21 protein-coding genes, 2 tRNA genes and 2 other RNA genes are annotated in these 20,958 nt (G+C 52.6%); 12 read left to right on the top strand and 13 right to left on the bottom strand.

Annotation, left to right across the window (positions count from 1 at the left end; translation table 11 throughout):
• Positions 1-47 precede the first annotated feature (47 nt).
• The gene (locus AC6I77_RS10080) at positions 48-899 is read left to right on the top strand and encodes an aldo/keto reductase (protein ID WP_003852742.1); all 852 of its coding nucleotides are present in this window, start codon (positions 48-50) and stop codon (positions 897-899) included.
• Here the strand turns inward: AC6I77_RS10080 and AC6I77_RS10075 are convergent.
• Entirely contained in the window at positions 896-1,795 is a 900-nt protein-coding gene (locus tag AC6I77_RS10075) for a D-hexose-6-phosphate mutarotase (RefSeq protein ID WP_003852745.1), read from the bottom strand. The genes AC6I77_RS10080 and AC6I77_RS10075 overlap by 4 nt on opposite strands.
• Before the next feature lie 73 nt (positions 1,796-1,868).
• Positions 1,869-2,867, bottom strand: a complete 999-nt coding sequence (gene gapA, locus AC6I77_RS10070) for a glyceraldehyde-3-phosphate dehydrogenase (protein WP_003852747.1) — start codon at positions 2,865-2,867, stop codon at positions 1,869-1,871.
• Between the two features lie 341 nt (positions 2,868-3,208).
• On the opposite strand from gapA, the gene msrB reads away from it, so the two are divergent.
• Both msrB and AC6I77_RS10060 read left to right on the top strand, forming a co-directional pair.
• Complete coding sequence (gene msrB / locus AC6I77_RS10065) at positions 3,209-3,619, top strand: peptide-methionine (R)-S-oxide reductase MsrB (protein WP_003852748.1); 411 nt, start codon at positions 3,209-3,211, stop codon at positions 3,617-3,619.
• A 5-nt stretch (positions 3,620-3,624) separates the two neighbouring features.
• Positions 3,625-3,906 carry a YeaC family protein gene (locus AC6I77_RS10060; RefSeq protein WP_003852750.1) on the top strand — a complete coding sequence of 94 codons (282 nt, stop codon included), beginning with the start codon at positions 3,625-3,627 and terminating at the stop codon, positions 3,904-3,906.
• 39 nt (positions 3,907-3,945) lie between these two features.
• On the opposite strand, the gene pncA is transcribed toward AC6I77_RS10060, so the two are convergent.
• From pncA to sppA, 3 genes are all read right to left on the bottom strand, one after another.
• Positions 3,946-4,554, bottom strand: coding sequence for a bifunctional nicotinamidase/pyrazinamidase (gene pncA / locus AC6I77_RS10055; RefSeq protein WP_003852752.1), 609 nt, complete (start codon positions 4,552-4,554; stop codon positions 3,946-3,948).
• Between the two features lie 16 nt (positions 4,555-4,570).
• Positions 4,571-5,584: an asparaginase gene (gene ansA / locus AC6I77_RS10050; RefSeq protein ID WP_008925303.1), complete on the bottom strand. Its 1,014-nt coding sequence runs from the start codon at positions 5,582-5,584 to the stop codon at positions 4,571-4,573.
• A gap of 85 nt (positions 5,585-5,669) precedes the next feature.
• A complete protein-coding gene (gene sppA, locus AC6I77_RS10045) occupies positions 5,670-7,532 on the bottom strand; it encodes a signal peptide peptidase SppA (protein ID WP_003852755.1) in 1,863 nt (620 codons plus the stop codon).
• Between the two features lie 173 nt (positions 7,533-7,705).
• On the opposite strand from sppA, the gene AC6I77_RS10040 reads away from it, so the two are divergent.
• From AC6I77_RS10040 to AC6I77_RS10030, 3 genes are all read left to right on the top strand, one after another.
• Positions 7,706-8,257 carry an NAD(P)H nitroreductase gene (locus tag AC6I77_RS10040; RefSeq protein WP_039660095.1) on the top strand — a complete coding sequence of 184 codons (552 nt, stop codon included), beginning with the start codon at positions 7,706-7,708 and terminating at the stop codon, positions 8,255-8,257.
• Positions 8,258-8,448: 191 nt separating this feature from the next.
• On the top strand, positions 8,449-10,365 hold the full coding sequence (locus AC6I77_RS10035) for a DNA topoisomerase III (RefSeq protein WP_078804463.1): 1,917 nt from the start codon (positions 8,449-8,451) through the stop codon (positions 10,363-10,365).
• Positions 10,362-10,673 (top strand): YnjH family protein, encoded by a 312-nt coding sequence (locus AC6I77_RS10030; RefSeq protein ID WP_003852760.1) that lies wholly within the window; start codon positions 10,362-10,364, stop codon positions 10,671-10,673. The genes AC6I77_RS10035 and AC6I77_RS10030 overlap by 4 nt, the downstream gene beginning before the upstream one ends.
• Positions 10,674-10,706: 33 nt before the next feature.
• On the opposite strand, the gene xthA is transcribed toward AC6I77_RS10030, so the two are convergent.
• The 7 genes from xthA to AC6I77_RS09995 form a co-directional block, all read right to left on the bottom strand.
• Positions 10,707-11,513: an exodeoxyribonuclease III gene (gene xthA / locus AC6I77_RS10025; RefSeq protein ID WP_033762790.1), complete on the bottom strand. Its 807-nt coding sequence runs from the start codon at positions 11,511-11,513 to the stop codon at positions 10,707-10,709.
• Positions 11,514-11,735: 222 nt separating this feature from the next.
• Positions 11,736-11,863, bottom strand: a non-coding RNA gene (locus AC6I77_RS10020) — RtT sRNA.
• Between the two features lie 41 nt (positions 11,864-11,904).
• Positions 11,905-12,032: non-coding RNA, RtT sRNA (locus AC6I77_RS10015), on the bottom strand.
• Positions 12,033-12,073: 41 nt separating this feature from the next.
• Positions 12,074-12,158: transfer RNA gene (locus tag AC6I77_RS10010), tRNA-Tyr, on the bottom strand.
• Positions 12,159-12,198: 40 nt separating this feature from the next.
• Positions 12,199-12,283, bottom strand: a tRNA-Tyr gene (locus AC6I77_RS10005).
• Between the two features lie 144 nt (positions 12,284-12,427).
• Entirely contained in the window at positions 12,428-13,276 is an 849-nt protein-coding gene (gene purU, locus AC6I77_RS10000) for a formyltetrahydrofolate deformylase (RefSeq protein WP_003852258.1), read from the bottom strand.
• A 55-nt stretch (positions 13,277-13,331) separates the two neighbouring features.
• The gene (locus AC6I77_RS09995) at positions 13,332-13,787 is read right to left on the bottom strand and encodes a YchJ family protein (RefSeq protein WP_008925297.1); all 456 of its coding nucleotides are present in this window, start codon (positions 13,785-13,787) and stop codon (positions 13,332-13,334) included.
• Between the two features lie 96 nt (positions 13,788-13,883).
• On the opposite strand from AC6I77_RS09995, the gene rssA reads away from it, so the two are divergent.
• The 5 genes from rssA (at position 13,884) to AC6I77_RS09970 (ending at position 19,392) form a co-directional block, all read left to right on the top strand.
• Positions 13,884-14,789, top strand: coding sequence for a patatin-like phospholipase RssA (rssA, locus tag AC6I77_RS09990; RefSeq protein WP_003852252.1), 906 nt, complete (start codon positions 13,884-13,886; stop codon positions 14,787-14,789).
• Between the two features lie 99 nt (positions 14,790-14,888).
• Positions 14,889-15,905 (top strand): two-component system response regulator RssB, encoded by a 1,017-nt coding sequence (rssB, locus tag AC6I77_RS09985; protein ID WP_003852251.1) that lies wholly within the window; start codon positions 14,889-14,891, stop codon positions 15,903-15,905.
• A gap of 193 nt (positions 15,906-16,098) precedes the next feature.
• Entirely contained in the window at positions 16,099-17,007 is a 909-nt protein-coding gene (galU, locus tag AC6I77_RS09980; RefSeq protein ID WP_008925296.1) for a UTP--glucose-1-phosphate uridylyltransferase GalU, read from the top strand.
• A gap of 22 nt (positions 17,008-17,029) precedes the next feature.
• Positions 17,030-18,370: a UDP-glucose dehydrogenase family protein gene (locus AC6I77_RS09975; RefSeq protein ID WP_003852248.1), complete on the top strand. Its 1,341-nt coding sequence runs from the start codon at positions 17,030-17,032 to the stop codon at positions 18,368-18,370.
• A gap of 14 nt (positions 18,371-18,384) precedes the next feature.
• The gene (locus AC6I77_RS09970; RefSeq protein WP_003852243.1) at positions 18,385-19,392 is read left to right on the top strand and encodes an NAD-dependent epimerase; all 1,008 of its coding nucleotides are present in this window, start codon (positions 18,385-18,387) and stop codon (positions 19,390-19,392) included.
• A 71-nt stretch (positions 19,393-19,463) separates the two neighbouring features.
• On the opposite strand, the gene hns is transcribed toward AC6I77_RS09970, so the two are convergent.
• Entirely contained in the window at positions 19,464-19,880 is a 417-nt protein-coding gene (hns, locus tag AC6I77_RS09965) for a histone-like nucleoid-structuring protein H-NS (protein ID WP_003852241.1), read from the bottom strand.
• A gap of 410 nt (positions 19,881-20,290) precedes the next feature.
• Between hns and tdk the strand changes: the two genes are divergently transcribed.
• Positions 20,291-20,911: a thymidine kinase gene (tdk, locus tag AC6I77_RS09960; RefSeq protein WP_003852240.1), complete on the top strand. Its 621-nt coding sequence runs from the start codon at positions 20,291-20,293 to the stop codon at positions 20,909-20,911.
• Positions 20,912-20,958: the final 47 nt, after the last annotated feature.

Raw genomic sequence — 20,958 nt, 5'->3', positions numbered from 1 at the left:
TGCCCTCTGTTCTTTTACAGGGCCCCGAAAGGGGGCGGGAGAGCAGAATGCGCAACACGATTAACTTTGCTGACTTCAACAATCTGCCGGTCATTGGCCAGGGCACCTGGTACATGGGCGAGAATCCGGCGCAGCGTTCCGCTGAAATCGCTGCACTGCAGGCAGGTATTGAATGTGGTTTGCAATTGATTGATACCGCCGAAATGTACGCCGACGGCGGAGCCGAAGAGGTGGTCGGGCAGGCCATGCTGGGGCGTCGCGACAAGGCGCTGCTGGTATCAAAAGTCTATCCGTGGAATGCAGGCGAAGTGGATGCTATTGAAGCCTGTGAGCGCAGCCTGCGCCGTCTGCAGACCGATTATCTTGACCTTTACCTGTTGCACTGGCGCGGTAATGTTCCACTGGAAGAGACCCTGCGGGCCATGGAACGCCTGCAGCAGCAGGGCAAGATCCGTCACTGGGGCGTCTCGAATTTTGACACAGAGGATATGGCAGAACTGTGGGATGAACCGGAAGGAAGTCAGTGTACGACCAATCAGGTGCTCTATCATCTGGCGTCACGCGGTATTGAATTTGATCTTTTGCCGGCATGTCAGCAGCGTGAGATGCCGATAATGGCCTACTGTCCGCTGGCACAGGCAGGAAGGCTGCGTGACTCACTCTTTACCGACCCGGTACTGACGCAGATTGCACAGCAGAAGGGCATCAGCGTCGCGCAGCTTCTGCTGGCCTGGGTCATTCGTCAGCCTGGGGTGATTGCCATTCCCAAAGCCAGCTCAGTCGTTCACGTTCAGGAAAATGCTGCGGCACTGGAGGTCGTCCTGACCGATGAAGAGTTGCAGCTCATCGATCGTGCCTGGCCAGCACCACAGCATAAGTTACCGCTGGATATCGTTTAGCCGCTGACCTTGTCGCCCGCTGCGGCTTTCTTCTTCAGGCGGAAAGTCGTGGCCAGGCGTGCTGGCTTCTCACCTGCGCTGCGTAACGGTTTACTGATGCGCGCCGTCTCCACGCAGACCATGGTTTTATAACCCTCATTCGCCATGTCCGACATGCTGCAGGAGAGTTCCACACCTGGATTCCACGTGACAACGTCACTGTGGTGATGGTGATAAACCTCAATCTGCCGTTGATCCGCCGTATCATTGATCACCGAGCAATCTTCTGCGGCGGTAAAGATACGGTCAATGCGTCCCGGATAACGTTGCTTGCCGTCGCTGCTGCCAGCCTCGCCGTTATTCACCTTGTCGATAAAACTATTGCCCAGACCGGAAACCTCAACGCCGTTGATGTCGCTGACGGTGAAGTAGCTGTGCAGCGCTGCTGTCGCTTCGAAGTCACCGTAGGCTTCAAGTTCGATCTCACAATGCTGGCCCAGGCGGAAGCGGGCAATCAGGGTAAACTCATGCGGCCAGAGCTTCAGCGTCTGTGCATTGCTCTCCAGCACCAGCGTCAGCATCACGCCATCTTCATTCTCATCATGCGCAGTCAGCTTCCACGGCTGAATCCGGGCAAAACCGTGTGCCGGTTCGCCTGCCGGACCAAACCACGGCCAGCAGATGGGGACACCGCCACGAATTGCTTTGCCTGGTGAGAAGAGACTCTTATCGCTCAGCCAGAGCACCGGCTTCTCACCGCTTGGCTGCCAGGCGATCAGGTGCGCGCCCTGCAGGGTGATCGCAGCCCGAACCTTAGGGTGACTGATGACAATCGCCGGGAGTTCACCTACCTGACGCTGGGTGAGGTAAGGGGAAATCTGATTAACCACCGGCAGAGTAAACAGCTTATCTTGCATGTTCGCTTCCTTCCTGTACGGATAAAAAAAGGGCGACCGAAGTCGCCCTTATTCTCAATGCTGTCTGGCTGCCTTATTTAGCAGAAACCAGTGCAATCAGGTCGAGAACTTTGTTTGAGTAGCCAGTTTCGTTGTCGTACCAGGAAACCAGTTTCACAAAGTTGTCGTTCAGCGCGATACCGGCTTTAGCGTCAAACACTGAAGTCAGGATTTCGCCGTTGAAGTCGGTAGAAACCACGTCATCTTCAACATAGCCCAGAACGTCTTTCATTTCGCCTTCTGCAGCTGCTTTGATTGCAGCACAGATTTCTTTGTAAGACGCCGCTTTTTCCAGACGCACGGTCAGGTCAACAACGGAAACGTTAGGGGTAGGGACGCGGAATGCCATACCGGTCAGTTTGCCGTTCAGCTCTGGCAGAACTTTACCAACGGCTTTCGCTGCGCCAGTTGATGAAGGGATGATGTTCTGCGATGCGCCGCGGCCGCCGCGCCAGTCTTTGTGAGATGGACCATCAACGGTTTTCTGGGTTGCAGTGGTCGCGTGAACAGTGGTCATCAGACCTTCAACGATGCCGAACTTGTCGTTGATCACTTTGGCCAGTGGTGCCAGGCAGTTGGTGGTACAGGAAGCGTTAGAAACGATATCCTGGCCATCATATTTGTCGAAGTTTGCACCACGAACAAACATTGGGGTGTCATCTTTAGATGGACCGGTCAGAACGACTTTCTTAGCACCCGCGGTGATGTGTTTACGTGCGGTTTCGTCGGTCAGGAAGATACCGGTTGCTTCAGCAACAACGTCAACGCCCACTTCATCCCACTTCAGGTTCGCTGGATCACGTTCAGCAGTAACACGGATTTTTTTACCGTTAACCACCAGTGCGCCATCCTGAACTTCTACGGTGCCGTCGAAACGACCGTGAGTAGAGTCATACTTCAGCATGTACGCCATGTAATCCGCGTCCAGCAGGTCGTTGATAGCAACGATTTCGATGTCAGAACGCTTTTGAGCAGCACGGAAAACGATGCGACCGATACGGCCGAAACCATTGATACCTACTTTGATAGTCATATATTCCACCAGCTATTGGTTAGTGAATAAAAGTTGCCTGTAAAATTACAAAAACCTTACCAGGCGTCAAGCGGAATCGTGTCAATTGTTGCGACAGGTCAATTCGCCTGAAAGGAATTATTCGATGCGCAACCGCTTGCGCGCCGCTCATCATATAGCGCTTCGTCGATTCAATCGCCGAATATATAGGGATGCCCGAAACAAAAGGTGATCGAAGTCACAAATCCGCTTAGCAGCAGACGGGCTGAAAGGGTGAGCACAAAAAAAGACCCGGGTTATGTTGATCATTTGTTAGAATAATAGTCGAATTTTTCAGAATGGCACTTCCCCGGAATCCTAAAATGGCTAAAGACACCGCAACCGACGCAAAAATCGCCGAGCTGACAGAGATGCAGCGTTATGTGACACAGCAGCGCGGAACGGAACCGCCTTACAGCGGCGCACTGCTCCACAACAAGCAGGAAGGGATCTACCACTGCCTGGTCTGTGAGGCGCCACTCTTTCTCTCTGAGACCAAGTATGATTCTGGCTGTGGCTGGCCCAGTTTTTATCAGCCAGTAAGTGATGATGCGATTCGTTACATCGAAGATAATTCACATGGCATGCAGCGTGTTGAGATCCGCTGTGGCAGTTGTGATGCGCATCTGGGGCACGTCTTCCCCGATGGCCCGCAACCGACTGGCGAACGCTACTGTGTTAACTCCGCCTCATTGAATTTTACCGACGAGCAGGGTGAACAGACCAAAGGGTAACGGCAATGAAGGAACAACTTGAAGCAATGCTTGCGTCAATGACACCTGAAGTTTATCAGCGGCTGGCGACGGCGGTTGAGATTGGTAAGTGGCCGGATGGTGTGGCGCTGACTCAGGAGCAGCGTGACAACTGCCTGCAACTGGTAATGATGTGGCAGGCAAGGCACAACGACGCGCCACAGCATATGACCATCGGTAAAGGTGGCGAGATGGTGATGAAGTCGAAAAAAGAACTGAAAGAAGAGTTCGGCATCGACCCGGATGTAACACGGATTCATCTGCACTAATCTGCACGAAATAGAGCTGGCGTCGAGCCAGCTCTATCTTTAAATCAAAATAGCGCCCTGAGCGGTCATCTGTGCGAAGGCGATCTCACTGTCCTCTGGATTCAGATTCACTCCGCGGCAACCCTCTTTGACCACCTCAACGTGATACCCCAGCTCCAGCGCATCCAGTACGCTATATTTCACGCAGTAGTCCGTCGCCAGCCCCAGCATCACCAGATGGGTAATGCCACGCTCACGCAGCCAGCTGTCCAGTTCGGTTTTACGGCGATGACCGTTGTCAAAAAAGGCGCTGTAGCTGTCGACATCATGATCTTCGCCTTTGTGGAATGTCGCATCAAACAGCGAGCGATCCAGACCGGGATGAAAATCTGCGCCCGCTGAGCCCTGAATACCGTGATCGGGCCACCAGATCTGCGCCAGACCATTTAATTCGCCCAGGGTGTAAACCGGTTCGCCTGAGATCGAGGCAAAACTGCCGTGATCGGCCGGGTGCCAGTCCTGCAGGGCCAGAACGCACTCACCGTTTTCACGGAACATGCGTGCGTAACGATTTGCCACCTCGACAGTGTGATCACCCTCATGAACGGCCATTGGGCCGCCTGGGCAAAAATCGTTCTGGATATCAATAATGATGAGTGCCCGCTTCATTATTTGTCGCTCCGTTTCAGTCTTCAGTCAGTTCACCGCGCAGATTCTGCTGCATTCTTGCACGGATTTGATCGGCCGACAGATCCTGGCTGAGTAAAAAGTGTAATTTGGTCAATGCTGCTTCTACAGTGAGGTCGAATCCGCTGATTACGCCAGCATGTTCAAGTGCATTGCCGGTAGCGTATCCGCCCATATTCACTTTGCCAGAAATACACTGAGTGAGGTTCACCACCACGATGCCGCGCTCGCTGGCCTGCTGCAGTTCAGCAAGGAATTCTTTGTTTTGCGGTGCGTTACCCACGCCGTAAGAACGCAGGATCAACGCTTTCACCGGCTGACGCAGGAAGTTGCGCACAACGTCTGCTGAAATCCCAGGATAGATGGTGACCACACCAATAGGCTGAGGCGTAATCGTGTGGACCCTGAGCTCGCCCTGACCGGACGGGGCGGGTGGCGTATTGAGGCGGCGAATATGAATGCCCGCTTCCAGCAGCGCAGAAAGGTTTGGCGAAGCAAAGGCATTAAAGCCGTCAGCGTGGGCCTTGGTCGTACGGTTGCCGCGATAAAGGGTGTTATTAAAAAACAGTGATACTTCGCTGATCGGATAGTTAGCCGCGACATAAAGCGAATTTAACAGATTTTGCTGGCCATCTGAGCGCAGCTCAGCCAGTGGAATCTGCGACCCGGTCACAATTACCGGCTTAGCCAGATTTTCCAGCATAAAAGAGAGGGCTGAAGCGGTAAACGCCATGGTGTCCGTGCCATGCAAAATCACAAAACCATCGTAGCGATCGTAATTTTGGCGAATATCTTCGGCAATAGACTGCCAGTCTTCCGGTGTCATGTCGGAAGAGTCGATCAGCGGCTGATATTCGTGAATAGTGAAATCAGGCATCTCAGGGCGGTGGAACTCGGGCATGTTTGCCAGCTGCTGCTGCAGGTGTCCGGAGACCGGAATATAGCCCTGCGCCGAGCGTTGCATACCGATTGTCCCGCCAGTGTAGGCTACATAGATATTTTTCTTTTGCATCAGAGAACTCAGACTCGCCATAAAACGCGCAGTATAAGGGGAATAGCGGGGAAAAGCAGCCCGACCAGCGGCCGGGCTGAGAGGTTTATCGCACTTCGCCGCAGTTCAGGCAGAAGGCGTAACGGTTCTGAGGATCGTTTTGTTTGTCAAACAGACCCGGCTGGGCTTTCATGGCACTCATCACATCCAGCATCGGCGCTGGCAGCCAGGCTTTCAGCGTATCCGGCAATACTGCCTGCACAGACGCGTTCATCTGGCTCAGCATCATATCCAGGAAGCTCGGGTCATCCTGATACCAGCTCAGCATAGGTTTATCGACTTTCGCCAGCTCGCCTGCTTTCTTCACGGCATCATCAAAGTCACCCAGCGCATCAACCAGACCATTGGCTTTTGCATCGCTGCCGGTCCAGACGTGGCCCTGGGCAATGGCATCAATCTGCTCTGGTGTTTTGTGACGCGACTTCGCCACCAGACCCACAAAGTTGCGGTAGCCATTTTCGATGGTCAGCTGCATCATCTGCTGAACTTCGGCTGGCAACGCTTTGGTGGTAGAGATATCCGCCAGCGGGGAGGTCGCGACACCATCTGTGTGCACGCCAATGCTGTCCAGACTGTTCTCCAGCGTATTGATCACGCCAAAGATACCAATCGAGCCGGTTAGCGTGCTCGGGTTCGCCACGATGTAGCTGGCGGGTGTTGAGATCCAGTAACCACCGGATGCCGCCATACCGCCCATTGAAACCACAATCGGCTTGCCCGCGGCCTGAGCCGCTGCCAGCTCTTCACGAATGGCTTCAGAAGCCGTGACGCTGCCGCCCGGGCTGTTTACCCGCAGAATGATCGCTTTGATTTTCGGATCAAGACGCGCATCGCGAATCTGAGCTGCCGTGGTGTCGCCACCGACGTTGCCCGGCGTCTCTTCGCCATCCATGATGGCTCCGCTGGCCATGACGACGGCGATGTTGCCATCCTGCTGAGAGCCAGCCGGTTTCACGCTGTAGTCATAAATGCTGACGCTGCGATAATCATTGCTCTGCTTATCCAGACCAAAGGTCTTTATCAGTTCTTCATCCGCTGCTGCACGGGAACCCAGCGTATCAACCAGCTTATTGTCCAGTGCATATTGCGCGGTATCGCCTTTCACCGCGTTCAATCCGGCAATGATTGCCGCTGCGCCCGGGAAGAGTTGCTCAGGCGTAATCTGACGATTGGCCGCCACGGTGTTCAGGTAATTCTGCCACAGCTGACCGACCCAGCGGCTGTCAGCATCCCGTGCAGCAGGGGACATATCGTCACGCAGGAACGGTTCTACCGCGGATTTATAAGTCCCGACACGGAAAACGTGTGAGGTGACTTTCAGCTTATCCAGCAGCGTTTTGTAGTAAAGCCCGTTGGTGGCGAAACCATGCAGATCCACGCTGCCCTGCGGCGACAGATAGATTTTAGTGGCGTAGCTGGCAAGGTAGTACTGCGCCTGGCTGTAGCTGTCGCCCAGTGCATAAATCGGCTTACCGCTGTCACGGAATTCCCGTAATGCTTTTCCGACATATTGCAGCGAAGGCTGATCACCGCCGGCAAATTCGCGTAAATCCAGCACGATGCCTTTAATGTTGCTGTCGCCTTTTGCCTGGCGAATCGCGTCGACCACATCAAACAGCGAATTTTCCTGTAAACGGTCACTGCTGGCACCCAGCAGCTGGCGGCCGATTTTACTCAGACGATTGCTCACTGAGGGTTTATCCACCAGTACGCCGCTGAGATCGACTTTCAGTGCGCCTTGCTGAACCGGCGCTGAACTGCCGCCTGATCCGCTGACCTGCAGCCAGATCCCTGCACACACCACAATCAACAAAATCAGGAAAATATTCAGAATAAATTCCCTGATAAAATTCAATACCCGCCAGCTCCAGCGGAACAGACCTGCAATTATTCGCCACAATGTGCGCATCAGACTCTCCATAAATATGTAGCAGGAAGTGGCCGCCGCGCGGACCAGACTTCCCCGACGAGCTCATCCTAAAGAGCGGCGTGTTAAAAGTCAGCAGGAAATCACTGTGCACTGTTACAAAAAATCTGCCTGTGCCAGGATAACGGCCACATTACAGAGATCGGGAGAGAAACATGGACGCACTTGAATTACTGGTCAACCGACGTTCGGCCTCACGCCTGACCGAGCCGGCACCGGCAGGTGACGCGCTGGAAAACATTCTGCGGGCTGGCATGCGCGCACCGGATCATGGGACGCTGCAGCCCTGGCGTTTTATCATTGTAGAAAATGAGGGACGCGACCGGATGAGCCAGCTGCTGGAGAAAGCAGCACGCGATAATCAGCTGGATGAAAAGGCGATTAACAAAGCGAGCCAGGCACCGTTTCGCGCGCCGATGATCATCACGGTAGTGGCGCATTGCGAAGAGCACCATAAAGTGCCGCGCTGGGAACAGATCGCCTCAGCAAGCTGTGCCGTGATGGCGATGCAGATGGCGGCCGTGGCCCAGGGCTTCAACGGTATCTGGCGCAGTGGTGCCTGGACCGATGACGAGCAGGTACGCCATGCCTTTGGCTGCCGCGAGCAGGATGCTATCGTCGGCTTCCTCTATCTGGGCACCCCGCAACTGAAATCCAGCACTACTGTGCTCCCGCCAGACACTGCGCCTTTCGTCCGTTACTTCTGATTGTCTGCGGGTTCGGGCAGGGTGCTCTTCAGCCCTGCCTTTTGCACGGTTCCTGTGCGAACGATCGCTAACACCGCGTATCACGCTTACGCCAGAAGAGCAGCCAGGCTAACATAGCCCGCGAGATGCAAACCGACAGCGAATAACCGGTTATCAACGTGTTCCCCTGATGTTAAGGATTACCTGATTCAATGCGTTTGTTTATTGCGGAAAAACCGAGCCTTGGGCGTGCTATCGCGGATGTATTACCGAAACCGCATCGACGCGGTGATGGCTTCATTGCCTGCGGCAACGATCAGATCGTCACCTGGTGCGTAGGCCATCTTCTGGAGCAGGCACAACCCGACAGTTATGACAGCCGTTATGCGCGCTGGTCGCTGGCCGATCTGCCGATCATTCCGGAAAAGTGGCAGCTTAAACCTCGTCCCTCGGTCGCGAAGCAGCTGAAAGTGGTTGAGGGATTGCTGGCGCAGGCGAGCGAAGTGGTGCATGCCGGTGACCCGGATCGGGAAGGGCAGTTGCTGGTGGATGAGGTACTCGATTACCTGAATCTGCCAGCCGAAAAACGTAAAAACGTGCAGCGCTGCCTGATCAACGATCTCAATCCTCAGGCGGTGGACCGGGCGGTAAACCGCCTGCGTGAGAATCGCGAGTTTATCCCGTTATGCGTTTCCGCGCTGGCCCGCGCGCGTGCTGACTGGCTCTACGGTATTAACATGACCCGTGCCTGGACACTTCTCGGGCGTAATGCGGGCTATGACGGTGTGCTGTCGGTTGGCCGCGTACAGACGCCGGTGCTGGGGCTGGTCGTCCGGCGCGATGAAGAGATCGAAAACTTCGTGCCGAAAGATTACTTCGAAGTGAAGGCCCATATTATCACGCCTGATGGCACTCAGTTTATCGCCAGCTGGATCCCCAGCGAAGCCTGTGAGCCGTGGCAGGATGAAGAGGGCCGTCTGCTCAAGCGTGCGCTGGCCGATCATGTGGTGGCGCGCATTACCGGCCAGCCTGCAACCGTCACCGCTTACAGTGATAAGCGTGAAAATGAGGTGGCTCCGCTGCCATTCTCCCTCTCCAGCCTGCAAATTGAAGCGGCTAAACGCTACGGGCTGAGTGCGCAGACGGTGCTGGATACCTGCCAGCGGCTCTATGAAACGCATAAACTGATTACCTATCCCCGCTCAGACAGCCGCTACCTGCCGGAAGAGCATTTTGCCGGTAGACATGCGGTATTAAAGGCGATACAAGCCCATCAGTCGCAGCTGATCCCGCCCGGAGACTTCGATGCCGATCGCAGAAACCGCTGCTGGGACGATAAAAAAGTGGATGCCCACCACGCCATTATCCCCACGGCGCGTTCCAGCGCGGTTAAGCTCAGTGAAAACGAGCAGAATATTTATGAGCTGGTGGCGCGCCAGTATCTGATGCAGTTCTGCCCCGATTCCGTGTTCCGCAAATGCGTCATCGACCTTGATATTGCGGGCGGAAAATTCGTGGCGAAAGCGCGTTTTCTTGCAGAAGCAGGCTGGCGCGCGCTGCTGGGCAGTAAAGAGCGGGATGAAGAGAATGATGGTATGCCGCTGCCGGTGGTGGCAAAAGGGGATGAGCTTCTGTGCGAGCGGGGCGAGGTGCTGGCGAAGCAGACTCAGCCGCCTCGACCGTTTACCGATGCCACCATTCTTTCTGCAATGACCGGCATCGCCCGTTTCGTTCAGGATAAAGAATTAAAGAAAGTGCTGCGTGCGACCGATGGTTTAGGAACGGAAGCCACACGCGCCGGCATTATCGAATTACTGTTTCGTCGTGGCTTCCTGGTGAAGAAGGGCCGTTACATCAATTCCACGGATGCCGGACGCGCCCTGATTCACTCTCTGCCCGATCTGGCAGCGCGCCCGGATATGACGGCGCAGTGGGAATCGACACTGACGCGTATCAGCGAAAAGGCCTGCCGCTATGATGAGTTTATGCAGCCGCTGGTGCAGACCTTAACCGGCCTTATCCAGCAGGCGCGGCAGCAGCCTGCGGCGCATGCATTTCGGGGATTACCGTCCACCGGACAGAAACGTCCGGTGCGCAAAACCAGGCGTAAAGTGAAGGAGACGGAATGAGGCATTATTCGGTATTTCTGGTCGTGGCTCTGACGCTGGTGACCAGCGCAGTGCAGGCCAACAGTCGTTATCAGTCGATGCCACAACAGGGCAGCAACGGTGTGAACACAGATGTGGTGGTGGATATGCCGCCGGAAGCCTGGACGCAGTCAGAGAGACGCCAGCAGGACTGTCTCCGCTGCTGTATTTTTGAGAACCGCAACTACACAGAAGGCGCGGTAGTGAAATCTGAGGGTGTGCTGCTGCAGTGCGCGCGTGATGAACAGTCTCTTGGCACCAACAACCTGATCTGGAAGATCGTCAAATAGCCGTCGCGTGGCGCTCTGCCACGCGACCGTCAGTTAAAAGCGGAAGGTTGACCAGATGGGTGCATGGTCAGAAGGTTTCTCCATGCTCCGGATAGCATAATCAATGCCGGTCTCGACGCAGTGTGACGCCAGGTTTTTACTTGCCAGCACCAGATCAATACGTAACCCGCGATTATCATCAAACCCTTTCGAACGGTAATCGAACCATGAGAAACGGTCCGCAACTTCCGGATTGTGCTCACGCCAGGTATCAACCAGTCCCCAGCTCAGCAGGCGATCCATCCATTCGCGCTCTTCCGGCAGGAATGAGCATTTGCCGGTGCGCAGCCAGCGCTTACGGTTATCCTCACCAATACCAATATCCAAATCGGTGCTGCTGATATTCATGTCACCCATAATCAGAACCGGCTTATCAGCAGGCAGATCGTCGGTCAGCAGACGTTGCAGATCGCGGTAGAATTTCTCTTTAGCCGGAAATTTTGTAGGATGGTCACGACTTTCTCCCTGTGGAAAATAGCCATTAATCACGGTGATATCGCCAATCGGGCTGGGGATTTCCGCGACGATCAGACGGCGCTGGGATTCTTCGTCATCATCCGGAAATCCCCGACTGACCGACACGGGCTGAGCTTTGGTGAGCAATGCCACGCCATAATGGCCTTTCTGTCCATGATAGAAGACGTGATAACCGAGCTTTGACACCTCTTCCAGCGGGAACATGTCATCATGAACTTTGGTTTCCTGCAGACCGATCACATCGGGCTGATGCTGTTCGACAAGCGCCTGAAGCTGGTGCGGGCGGGCGCGCAACCCATTGATGTTAAATGAAACAAATTTCATGAGATCGACCATTGTTCAGCAAGTGATAGCCGGAGATGGTAACGATTTTTATGCATAAAGTCATGGCAGAACAGGGGAAGATTGGTCGAAAGCGGGTAAGGAATTATCGGGTAGCGCAGAAGCGCGATGCTGCACACGAACCTTAATCGAATGTTCTCATCCCTCTCCCCGCAGAACAGGAAGCTTGGGTAGTTTTTTGGGATTCGTGTGCGATTTGCAGAATGGTGGTGGGAGAAGGATTATTCGGCGCGTTGCGCCTCACCCTGCGGGCCGCGCTGAAGCGCGTTGTCACGAGATGCTCGACACGAACCTTGATCGAAGGTTCTCATCCCTCTCCCCGCAGAACAGGAAGCTTGGGTAGTTTTTTGGGATTCGTGTGGGATATGCAGAATGGTGGTGGGAGAAGGATTATTCGGCGCGTTGCGCCTCACCCTGCGGGCCGCGCTGAAGCGCGTTGTCTCGCGATGCTCGACACGAACCTTAATCGAAGGTTCTCATCCCTCTCCCCGCAGAACAGGAAGCTTGGGTAGTTTTTTGGGATTCATATGCGATTTGCAGAATGGTGGTGGGAGAAGGATTCGAACCTTCGAAGTCTGTGACGGCAGATTTACAGTCTGCTCCCTTTGGCCGCTCGGGAATCCCACCAGGGATATATTGACGTGGCTTAAGATGTTTCAGATTCAGATGGTGGTGGGAGAAGGATTCGAACCTTCGAAGTCTGTGACGGCAGATTTACAGTCTGCTCCCTTTGGCCGCTCGGGAATCCCACCATGGCCTGAATCTTTCTCTCTTAAAGCGGGGCGCATCATACCAAATGCGATAAAGGTGTAAAGCGCCCACTGGCAAAACAACATCTGTTTGCCCACTTTTTACGCGTAGCGCTGAATCTGCAGACAATTCAGCACGCTGGCTGATTAAAGAATAATCGTGCGATTGCCATAAACGAAGACGCGCTGCCCCAGAACTTTGTAGAGTGCGTTGCTCAGAACATTCTTTTCTACGTCGCGACCGGCGCGCATCATCTCATCAGCGGTGTAGCTGTGATCGACGTTGATCACATCCTGCATGATGATGGGGCCTTCATCGAGATTGTCATTCACATAGTGCGCGGTGGCACCGATGATCTTCACGCCGCGCTCATAAGCCTGGTGATAAGGGCGGGCACCGATAAAGGCGGGCAGGAACGAGTGGTGAATATTGATGATCTGGTTCGGATAACGCTGCACAAAAGCAGGCGTCAGGACACGCATATATTTTGCCAGCACCACGTAGTCGGGCTGATAGCGATCAATCTCTTCCACCATGCGGTTATCGTGCTCTTCCCGCGTCAGACCCTCATGACTCACCAGTACAAAGGGAATATCGAAACGCTCAACCAGTGAACGCAGCGTGTCGTGATTACCGACTACTGCCGCGATCTCCATATCCAGGCCGCCAAAGGCGCTCTTCATTAACAGGTCGCCCAGGCAGTGCGCTTCTTTGGTGACCAGAATCACTACGCGACGACGACCGGCGCTGTGCAGTTCACGCACAGAACCCTGTGGCAGAGCGCTGTCGAGATCGGCGAGCAGGGTGTTGTCGTTGAAAATCCCTTCCAGCTCGGTGCGCATGAAAAAACGCCCGGTGCGATGATCAACAAACTCATTGTTCTGCACGATATTGAGTTCGTGCTTGTAACAAATATTGGTGATTTTGGCGATCAGACCTTTTGCATCGGGACAAATGGTTCGTAAAACTTTTCTTTGCATGGTTTGCGCTTGCATCTCAATCAGAGTCCTGTCAAAGCATTAGGAGTAAACCGCTGGGGCAGCCATCAGCTTAACCACAACATTTTTTGTATTTTTTGCCACTGCCACATGGGCAGGGATCGTTACGCCCCATGGGCGGTGCTGTACCGTCAACATAGTACCAGCGTTGATCCTCGCGAAGAAAGCGTGAACACTCATGAATGGCATGAATGTTGTCGTTCTCGCGGTATCGCGCAAAAAAGGTGACGAAAGCTTCGTTCTCATGGCTTCCATGATTACAACGGGTTACATTCAGGCTAAGCCAAACGGTACCCGGGAAACTTTCAGATAAAAGCCCTGACAGGCCGGGATGGCGTTTATCAGGATGCCAGGTCGCAACCAGATACTCCGCATTATGCTGAACATAAGCGCAATAACGGGATCGCATAAGTTGTTCAGCTGTAAAAGGAATTTGGTTGCCCTGCAGAAAGGGCTCGCAACATACGCTATACTGCTCTCCGCTACAACATGGGCAGGTTTCTGACACATTATCTCCAGAGAATGATGAGTCGATTTCACAGGCGCGCTATGTTAGCTGACCCCACGTTGTGACGCTACGTATTGACGGCAGGACCAGATACAAATGAGAAAAGTAAAAATTGGATTGGCTCTGGGGTCTGGAGCGGCCAAAGGATGGGCACACATTGGTGTGATCAACGCCCTGGAGCGCGCTGGCATTGAGATTGACGTTGTTGCAGGTTGCTCAGTCGGCGCACTGGTTGGGTCTGCCTATGTGAATAATCGTTTGCCGTTGATGCAGAAATGGGTCAGTGCATTCCGCTACTGGGATGTTATTCGTCTGATGGATGTCTCGTGGCAGCGTGGCGGACTTTTACGCGGCGAGCGGGTTTTCAACCATGTTCGTCAGCTTATCCCTAACGATGCGATTGAGCAGTGCCATAAACCTTTTGGCGTGGTGGCGACCAACCTAAGTACCGGTCGTGAACTCTGGCTCACTGAGGGCGATTTACATCAGGCCGTGCGTGCATCCTGTAGTATGCCAGGTTTATTACCACCAGTGGGCTACAATGGGTATTGGCTGGTAGATGGTGCCGTGGTCAATCCGGTGCCAGTCTCACTGACGCGTGCCCTGGGCGCAGACATTGTTATTGCCGTTGATTTACAGCATGACGCGCATTTAATGCAACAGGATCTCTTTTCCGTTACGCCTCAGAACAGCGAAGAAGAAGCCGCAGCAGCGGCATTGAGTTGGGGTGGGAAACTGCGACAGCGCCTGGTGAATTTCACCCAGCGCCGTGCATCTCAGTCGCCTGGCGCGATGGAGATTATGTCCACTTCAATCCAGGTGCTGGAGAATCGCCTGAAGATGAACCGTATGGCAGGCGATCCACCCGACGTTTTAATACAGCCGGTCTGTCCGCAAATTTCGACGCTGGACTTTCATCGTGCTGAAGAGGCTATCGAGGCAGGCAGGGCGGCCGTAGAGAAGAAAATGGATGAACTATTACCACTGGTCCGTGGCAGATAATGAAGTTGTTCATTCAAAGCGGTGACTTCGGGCAATTCTGAAAGGCGCAACTGCGTTTTATGAACCACTATTGAAATATCTGGTACGCAGGGGGAAAGAATGGAAAAACCACTACTCGGCAAAAAGATACTCATTGTCGAAGATGAGGCTGTTTTCCGTTCGTTGCTGGACCAATTTTTGTTATCGATGGGTGCTGTGACGTTACAAGCGGAAGACGGTCTGGAAGCAATTACACAACTACAACAGCATACTGTCGACCTGATTATCTGCGATCTGGAAATGCCTCGCATGAGCGGCATCCAGTTTGTTGAGCATATTCGCACCCGTGGCAATGTGGTGCCGATTTTAATCATTTCGGCCACTGAAAACATGTCTGATATCGCTCACGTACTGCGTCTTGGGGTGCAGGATGTGCTGCTGAAACCGCTGAAAAACTTTGAACGCTTCCGTGAAGCGGTCTATGAGTGTCTCTATCCCTCTATGTTCACCTCGAAAGTGGAAGAGGATGAGCAACTGTTCCAGGACTGGGATGCGCTGGTTCGCGATCCCAAAGCGGCTGCCAAGCTGCTTAAGCAACTCCAGCCTCCGGTACAACAGACGATTGCCAACTGTCGGGTTAACTACCGCCAGCTGACAATGGCTGAGCAGCCCGGACTGGTGCTTGATATCGCGGCGCTCTCCGATAAAGATCTGGCATTTTACTGTCTGGACGTCACGCGCGCCGGTGACAATGGCGTGCTGGCGGCGTTGCTGTTGCGGGCTCTGTTCAATGGTCTGTTACAGGAGCAGCTGACCGGACAAAAACAGCGCCTGCCAGAGCTTAATGGATTGCTCAGACAGGTTAATCTGTTACTCCGTCAGGCAAATCTCAGCGGTCAGTTCCCGTTGCTGGTTGGTTACTATCACCGCGGTTTAAAAAACTTGATCCTGGTTTCCGCCGGATTAAACGCCACACTTCATGTTCATACCCATCAGATTCAGCTCAGCAATGGCGTCCCTCTTGGCACTATGGGTAGCACCCATCTGAACCAAATCAGTCAGCGTGCTGATAACTGGCAATGCCATGTGTGGGGCGCGGGCGGGCGCATCCGGCTGATGCTGTCGACCGAAGAATAAGGGCTAAAAAACGAAAGATTCTGGTGCTGAGGACAGGGCCAGAGTTTAGCTTTACAGTTGGGTAATAGTCTTAATTTCGACGGTTTCATGCCTTCCAGGATAAATCCGTTCGATACTAGCTGATATACTCATTTCCGAATTTAAACCGACATATCAAGTATTAACTTGAACGGCCTATGAGAGAGGTATCTTAATGTCTGCCAATAATACCAAAGTAAAAAAAGCGGTAATCCCGGTAGCGGGTTTGGGCACGCGTATGCTCCCGGCTACCAAAGCGATTCCAAAAGAGATGTTACCGCTGGTTGATAAGCCGTTAATCCAGTATGTCGTTAACGAGTGTATCGCTGCTGGCATCAATGAAATTGTGCTGGTAACGCATTCATCAAAAAATGCCATCGAAAACCACTTTGATACCAGCTTCGAACTGGAATCCATGCTGGAAAAACGTGTTAAGCGTCAGCTGCTGGACGAAATCCAGTCAATCTGCCCGCCACACGTTACCATCATGCAGGTTCGTCAGGGCATTGCCAAAGGTCTGGGTCACGCAGTGATGTGTGCACACCCACTGATCGGTGATGAGCCATTTGCCGTTATCCTGCCAGACGTCATCATCGACGAATACGAATCCAACCCAACCAAAGATAACCTGGCAGAAATGCTGAGCCGTTATGAAGAGTCTGGCCGCAGCCAGATCATGGTTGAGCCGGTTGCCGATGTGACCGCTTATGGTGTTGTTGATTGCCAGGGCGCAGAACTGAACCCAGGCGACAGCGCGCCGATGGTCGGTGTGGTTGAGAAGCCTAAAGCGTCAGAATCACCTTCTAACCTGGCTGTAGTCGGTCGTTATGTTCTCTCTTCAGAGATCTGGCCACTGCTGGCGAAAACCCCTCCAGGTGCAGGCGGTGAAGTTCAGCTCACTGACTCCATTGCCATGCTGATGGAAAAAGAGACTGTCGAAGCTTACCACCTGAAAGGCGTGAGCCATGATTGCGGTAATAAGCTGGGCTACATGCAGGCTTTCGTTGAGTACGGTGTTCGTCATCCGGTATTGGGCAAAGATTTTTCTGAATGGCTCGATGGCGCAGTTGGCAACAAAAAGTAATTCATAAACACAGGATAACTCGATGAAAGTCACTGTATTTGGTATCGGCTATGTCGGTCTGGTTCAGGCTGCGGTGTTAGCCGAAGTCGGACATGACGTTCTCTGCATTGATGTCGACGAAAACAAAGTCGAAAATCTGAAAAAAGGCATCATTCCTATTTTCGAACCAGGTTTAACGCCGCTGGTAATGTCCAATTACGAAGCGGGTCGTCTGAAGTTCAGCACTGATGCTGAGCTGGGCGTAAACCATGGTGTTATGCAGTTTATTGCAGTCGGTACTCCACCGGATGAAGACGGCTCTGCCGATCTGAAATATGTGACCGCCGTAGCGCGCACCATTGCGCAGCATATGAACGATCACAAAGTGGTTATCGACAAATCAACCGTTCCGGTTGGCACAGCAGACAAAGTTCGTGCGGTAATGACGGAAGCGCTGAAAGCGCGTGATGCCAACATCACATTTGATGTGGTTTCAAACCCTGAATTCCTGAAAGAGGGTGCTGCAGTTAATGACTGCATGCGTCCGGAGCGTATCGTTGTCGGTACTGACAACGACGACGTGGTAGAGCTGTTACGTGAGCTTTATGAGCCGTTTAACCGTAACCACGATCGCATGATCATGATGGATATCCGCAGCGCAGAGCTGACTAAGTATGCCGCTAACTGCATGCTGGCAACCAAAATCAGCTTTATGAACGAGATGTCTAACCTGGCTGAACGTTTAGGTGCGGATATTGAAAAAGTACGCCAGGGCATCGGTTCAGATCCCCGCATTGGCTACCACTTTATCTACCCTGGCTGTGGCTACGGCGGCTCCTGCTTCCCGAAAGATGTGCAGGCGTTGATCCGTACCGCGGAGTCTATTGGCTATCAGCCACGTCTGTTACAGGCCGTGGAAGATGTGAATGACAACCAGAAAAATAAACTGCCTACCTTCATTAAGCGTCATTTTGGCGACGATCTGAAAGGTAAAACGTTTGCACTCTGGGGTCTGTCATTCAAGCCTAATACGGACGACATGCGTGAAGCCTCAAGCCGTGTGCTGATGGAAACGCTGTGGGAAGCGGGCGCTTCTGTTCAGGCGTTTGACCCTGAAGCAATGGACGAAGCGCAGCGTATCTATGGTCACCGCAGCGATCTGAAGCTGATGGGGACCAAAGAAGCAGCCCTGCAGGGTGCAGACGGTCTGGTCATCTGTACGGAGTGGCAAAACTTCCGTGCGCCTGACTTCGACATTATCAAAAATGCGCTGAAAGAAGCCGTGATTTTTGATGGTCGTAACCTGTATGATCCAGAGCGTATCAGCAAACGCGGTTTCGTTTATTATGCAATCGGCCGCGGCGCGTCTATTCAAACTGCATAATTAACGAGGGATTTATGAACTTTCTGGTCACCGGCGCCGCAGGCTTTATTGGTTTTCATGTTAGTCAGCGTCTGCTGGCCGCCGGTCACCAGGTTGTCGGTATCGACAACCTGAATGATTATTATGACGTAAATCTCAAGCATGCCCGTCTCAATTTAATTAAAGCCAACCCAGGTTTTACCTTTATTGAGATGGACCTGGCGGACCGTGATGCAATGGCATCACTGTTCGGCCAGAACAGGTTCCAGCGCGTTATTCACCTTGGCGCTCAGGCTGGTGTCAGGTATTCCATCGAAAACCCTCATGCTTACGCAGACGCTAATCTGATCGGTCACCTCAATATCCTTGAAGGCTGCCGTCATCATAAAATTGAACATCTGCTCTATGCTTCATCCAGTTCAGTTTATGGTCTGAACCGCAAGATGCCGTTCTCAACGGAAGACAGCGTTGATCATCCGGTATCATTATATGCGGCGACCAAAAAAGCCAATGAGCTCATGTCGCATACTTACTCGCATCTTTATCAGTTGCCGACAACCGGATTGCGCTTCTTTACCGTCTATGGGCCGTGGGGCCGCCCGGATATGGCATTATTCAAATTCACGCGCGCAATGATTGCCGGTGAAGCGATAGATGTTTATAACCAGGGCCAGATGAAACGCGACTTTACCTATATTGACGATATTGCTGAAGCGATTGTTCGTCTGCAGGATGTTATACCTCAGAAGGATGATCACTGGACCGTTGAAACCGGTTCACCCGCAACCAGTTCAGCCCCATATCGTGTTTATAACATTGGTAATAGTCAGCCTGTTACGTTGATGAGCTATATCGAAGCGATTGAGAAAGCACTGGGTATTACTGCGAATAAAAATCTGATGCCGATGCAACCCGGTGATGTACTGGAAACCAGTGCGGATACAAGCGCGTTGTTTGAGGCCATTGGTTTTAAACCGCAGACCGGTGTTGAAGAGGGCGTTAAAAAATTCGTTGACTGGTATCGGGATTTTTACAGCGTCTGATTTAAAGAAAAAAGGAAGCGTCTGCTTCCTTTTTTTTGCGCATCAGGCTGATACTAATGTCGCGGCACTGTTTACTGTTTCAGTAAAAAATCGTCCAGCGTTTTACCCTGTTCTTCCAGTGCTATTTTGATCACCGCAGGTGTACGTCCCTGACCGGTCCATGTTCTGGACTCACCTTTTTCATCGGTATAAGCATATTTAGCCGGGCGCACTGAGCGTTTAGCTTTTGCCGCAGTTCGGGGAGTCGCGGCCTGGGCGTTAATCAGTTCATTCGGGTCGATTCCATCGGCCAGCAACATTTCACGATACTGATTAAGTTTACGCGTGCGTTCTTCATTTTCTGCCTGAAAATGCGACTCTTCTTCGCGGCGTTCTTTTACCACCACGTCCAGTTTTTCCAGCATCTCTTCCAGTGTTTCTACGGAATACTCTCTGGCCTGGGCGCGCAGCGTACGGATATTATTAAGAACTTTTAGTGCTTCGCTCATTGTCCTGGTCTCTGAATAAGGGGAAAGTTGTGTTGCCCGCTAATAGTAGTGGTGACGTTAAATAACTTCAATCATAAAAAAAATGATCACGGCTAATAACGCTGGAAATTAAAATAACCTGAGGGGGAATAATTCATAATTATGCCGAATGAAAAATATTTTCGCTTAGTGTGATATGAAATAAATTTAATGTATTTAAGGCAGTAACAAAAATGTCATTGCTTGCATTGCAGTTAAAATAAGCAAAACTTATTCTCTTTCCTGACGCACCTGACGGTCGTCATAAACTGCCTGTTTAACGGTAAGCGGGCGGGCATTACGCTCTATTCCTCCATCGGCGTCAACGTATTCCCTGCGCTTTGTGTTAATATGCGCGCCATTCTGTTCAGTCCCGATGAAGATACGTTCCTATGGCCCAACTCTATTTCTATTACTCTGCCATGAATGCAGGGAAATCAACTGCACTGCTGCAATCTTCCTATAACTATCAGGAGCGCGGCATGCGTTCACTGGTCTACACCGCTGAGATCGATAATCGCTTTGGTGCCGGGCAGGTGAGTTCCCGCATCGGACTTTCGTCTCCCGCTGTGCTCTACAATGCAGAGACTGCACTTTACAGTGAAATTGCTGCTGAACATGCTGTGCAGCCTATTCACTGCGTGTTAGTTGATGAGAGTCAGTTCCTGACCCGGGAACAGGTCAAAGCGCTCTCTGATGTCGTGGACGATCTGGACATCCCTGTGCTCTGTTATGGCTTGCGAACTGATTTCCGGGGTGAACTGTTTGTGGGCAGTCAGTATCTGCTGGCATGGGCTGATAAGCTGGTTGAGCTTAAAACTATCTGTCACTGCGGCCGCAAGGCCAGCATGGTGCTGCGACTGGATAGTGAAGGTAAACCGTTCAGTGAAGGTGAGCAGGTCGTGATTGGCGGTAACGAAAGTTATATCTCCGTCTGTCGTAAGCACTATAAACAGGCGATAGAGCAGGGCTCGTTACAGGCGATTCATGGTGCACAGACTCCGCTGCCGTAACCCTCTTTTCAGGTAATAAAAAACCCGCCGTGGCGGGTTTTCTTATC

This window comes from Pantoea sp. X-Soil-ISGK-259, assembly GCF_059730705.1.
Note: the sequence above shows the minus strand (reverse complement) of the source record. Positions and strands in the feature narration are given on the sequence as shown.

Coding starts and splice junctions, on each gene's coding strand:
- pncA (WP_003852752.1), bottom strand. CDS start 4,554: ATGAAGCGGGCACTCATCATTATTGATATCCAGAACGATTTTTGCCCA.
- rssB (WP_003852251.1), top strand. CDS start 14,889: ATGGAAAAACCACTACTCGGCAAAAAGATACTCATTGTCGAAGATGAG.
- AC6I77_RS10030 (WP_003852760.1), top strand. CDS start 10,362: ATGAGGCATTATTCGGTATTTCTGGTCGTGGCTCTGACGCTGGTGACC.
- AC6I77_RS10040 (WP_039660095.1), top strand. CDS start 7,706: ATGGACGCACTTGAATTACTGGTCAACCGACGTTCGGCCTCACGCCTG.
- gapA (WP_003852747.1), bottom strand. CDS start 2,867: ATGACTATCAAAGTAGGTATCAATGGTTTCGGCCGTATCGGTCGCATC.
- hns (WP_003852241.1), bottom strand. CDS start 19,880: ATGAGCGAAGCACTAAAAGTTCTTAATAATATCCGTACGCTGCGCGCC.
- AC6I77_RS10075 (WP_003852745.1), bottom strand. CDS start 1,795: ATGCAAGATAAGCTGTTTACTCTGCCGGTGGTTAATCAGATTTCCCCT.
- ansA (WP_008925303.1), bottom strand. CDS start 5,584: ATGCAAAAGAAAAATATCTATGTAGCCTACACTGGCGGGACAATCGGT.
- tdk (WP_003852240.1), top strand. CDS start 20,291: ATGGCCCAACTCTATTTCTATTACTCTGCCATGAATGCAGGGAAATCA.
- AC6I77_RS10035 (WP_078804463.1), top strand. CDS start 8,449: ATGCGTTTGTTTATTGCGGAAAAACCGAGCCTTGGGCGTGCTATCGCG.
- purU (WP_003852258.1), bottom strand. CDS start 13,276: ATGCAAGCGCAAACCATGCAAAGAAAAGTTTTACGAACCATTTGTCCC.
- AC6I77_RS09975 (WP_003852248.1), top strand. CDS start 17,030: ATGAAAGTCACTGTATTTGGTATCGGCTATGTCGGTCTGGTTCAGGCT.
- AC6I77_RS10060 (WP_003852750.1), top strand. CDS start 3,625: ATGAAGGAACAACTTGAAGCAATGCTTGCGTCAATGACACCTGAAGTT.
- AC6I77_RS10080 (WP_003852742.1), top strand. CDS start 48: ATGCGCAACACGATTAACTTTGCTGACTTCAACAATCTGCCGGTCATT.
- sppA (WP_003852755.1), bottom strand. CDS start 7,532: ATGCGCACATTGTGGCGAATAATTGCAGGTCTGTTCCGCTGGAGCTGG.
- galU (WP_008925296.1), top strand. CDS start 16,099: ATGTCTGCCAATAATACCAAAGTAAAAAAAGCGGTAATCCCGGTAGCG.
- msrB (WP_003852748.1), top strand. CDS start 3,209: ATGGCTAAAGACACCGCAACCGACGCAAAAATCGCCGAGCTGACAGAG.
- rssA (WP_003852252.1), top strand. CDS start 13,884: ATGAGAAAAGTAAAAATTGGATTGGCTCTGGGGTCTGGAGCGGCCAAA.
- xthA (WP_033762790.1), bottom strand. CDS start 11,513: ATGAAATTTGTTTCATTTAACATCAATGGGTTGCGCGCCCGCCCGCAC.
- AC6I77_RS09970 (WP_003852243.1), top strand. CDS start 18,385: ATGAACTTTCTGGTCACCGGCGCCGCAGGCTTTATTGGTTTTCATGTT.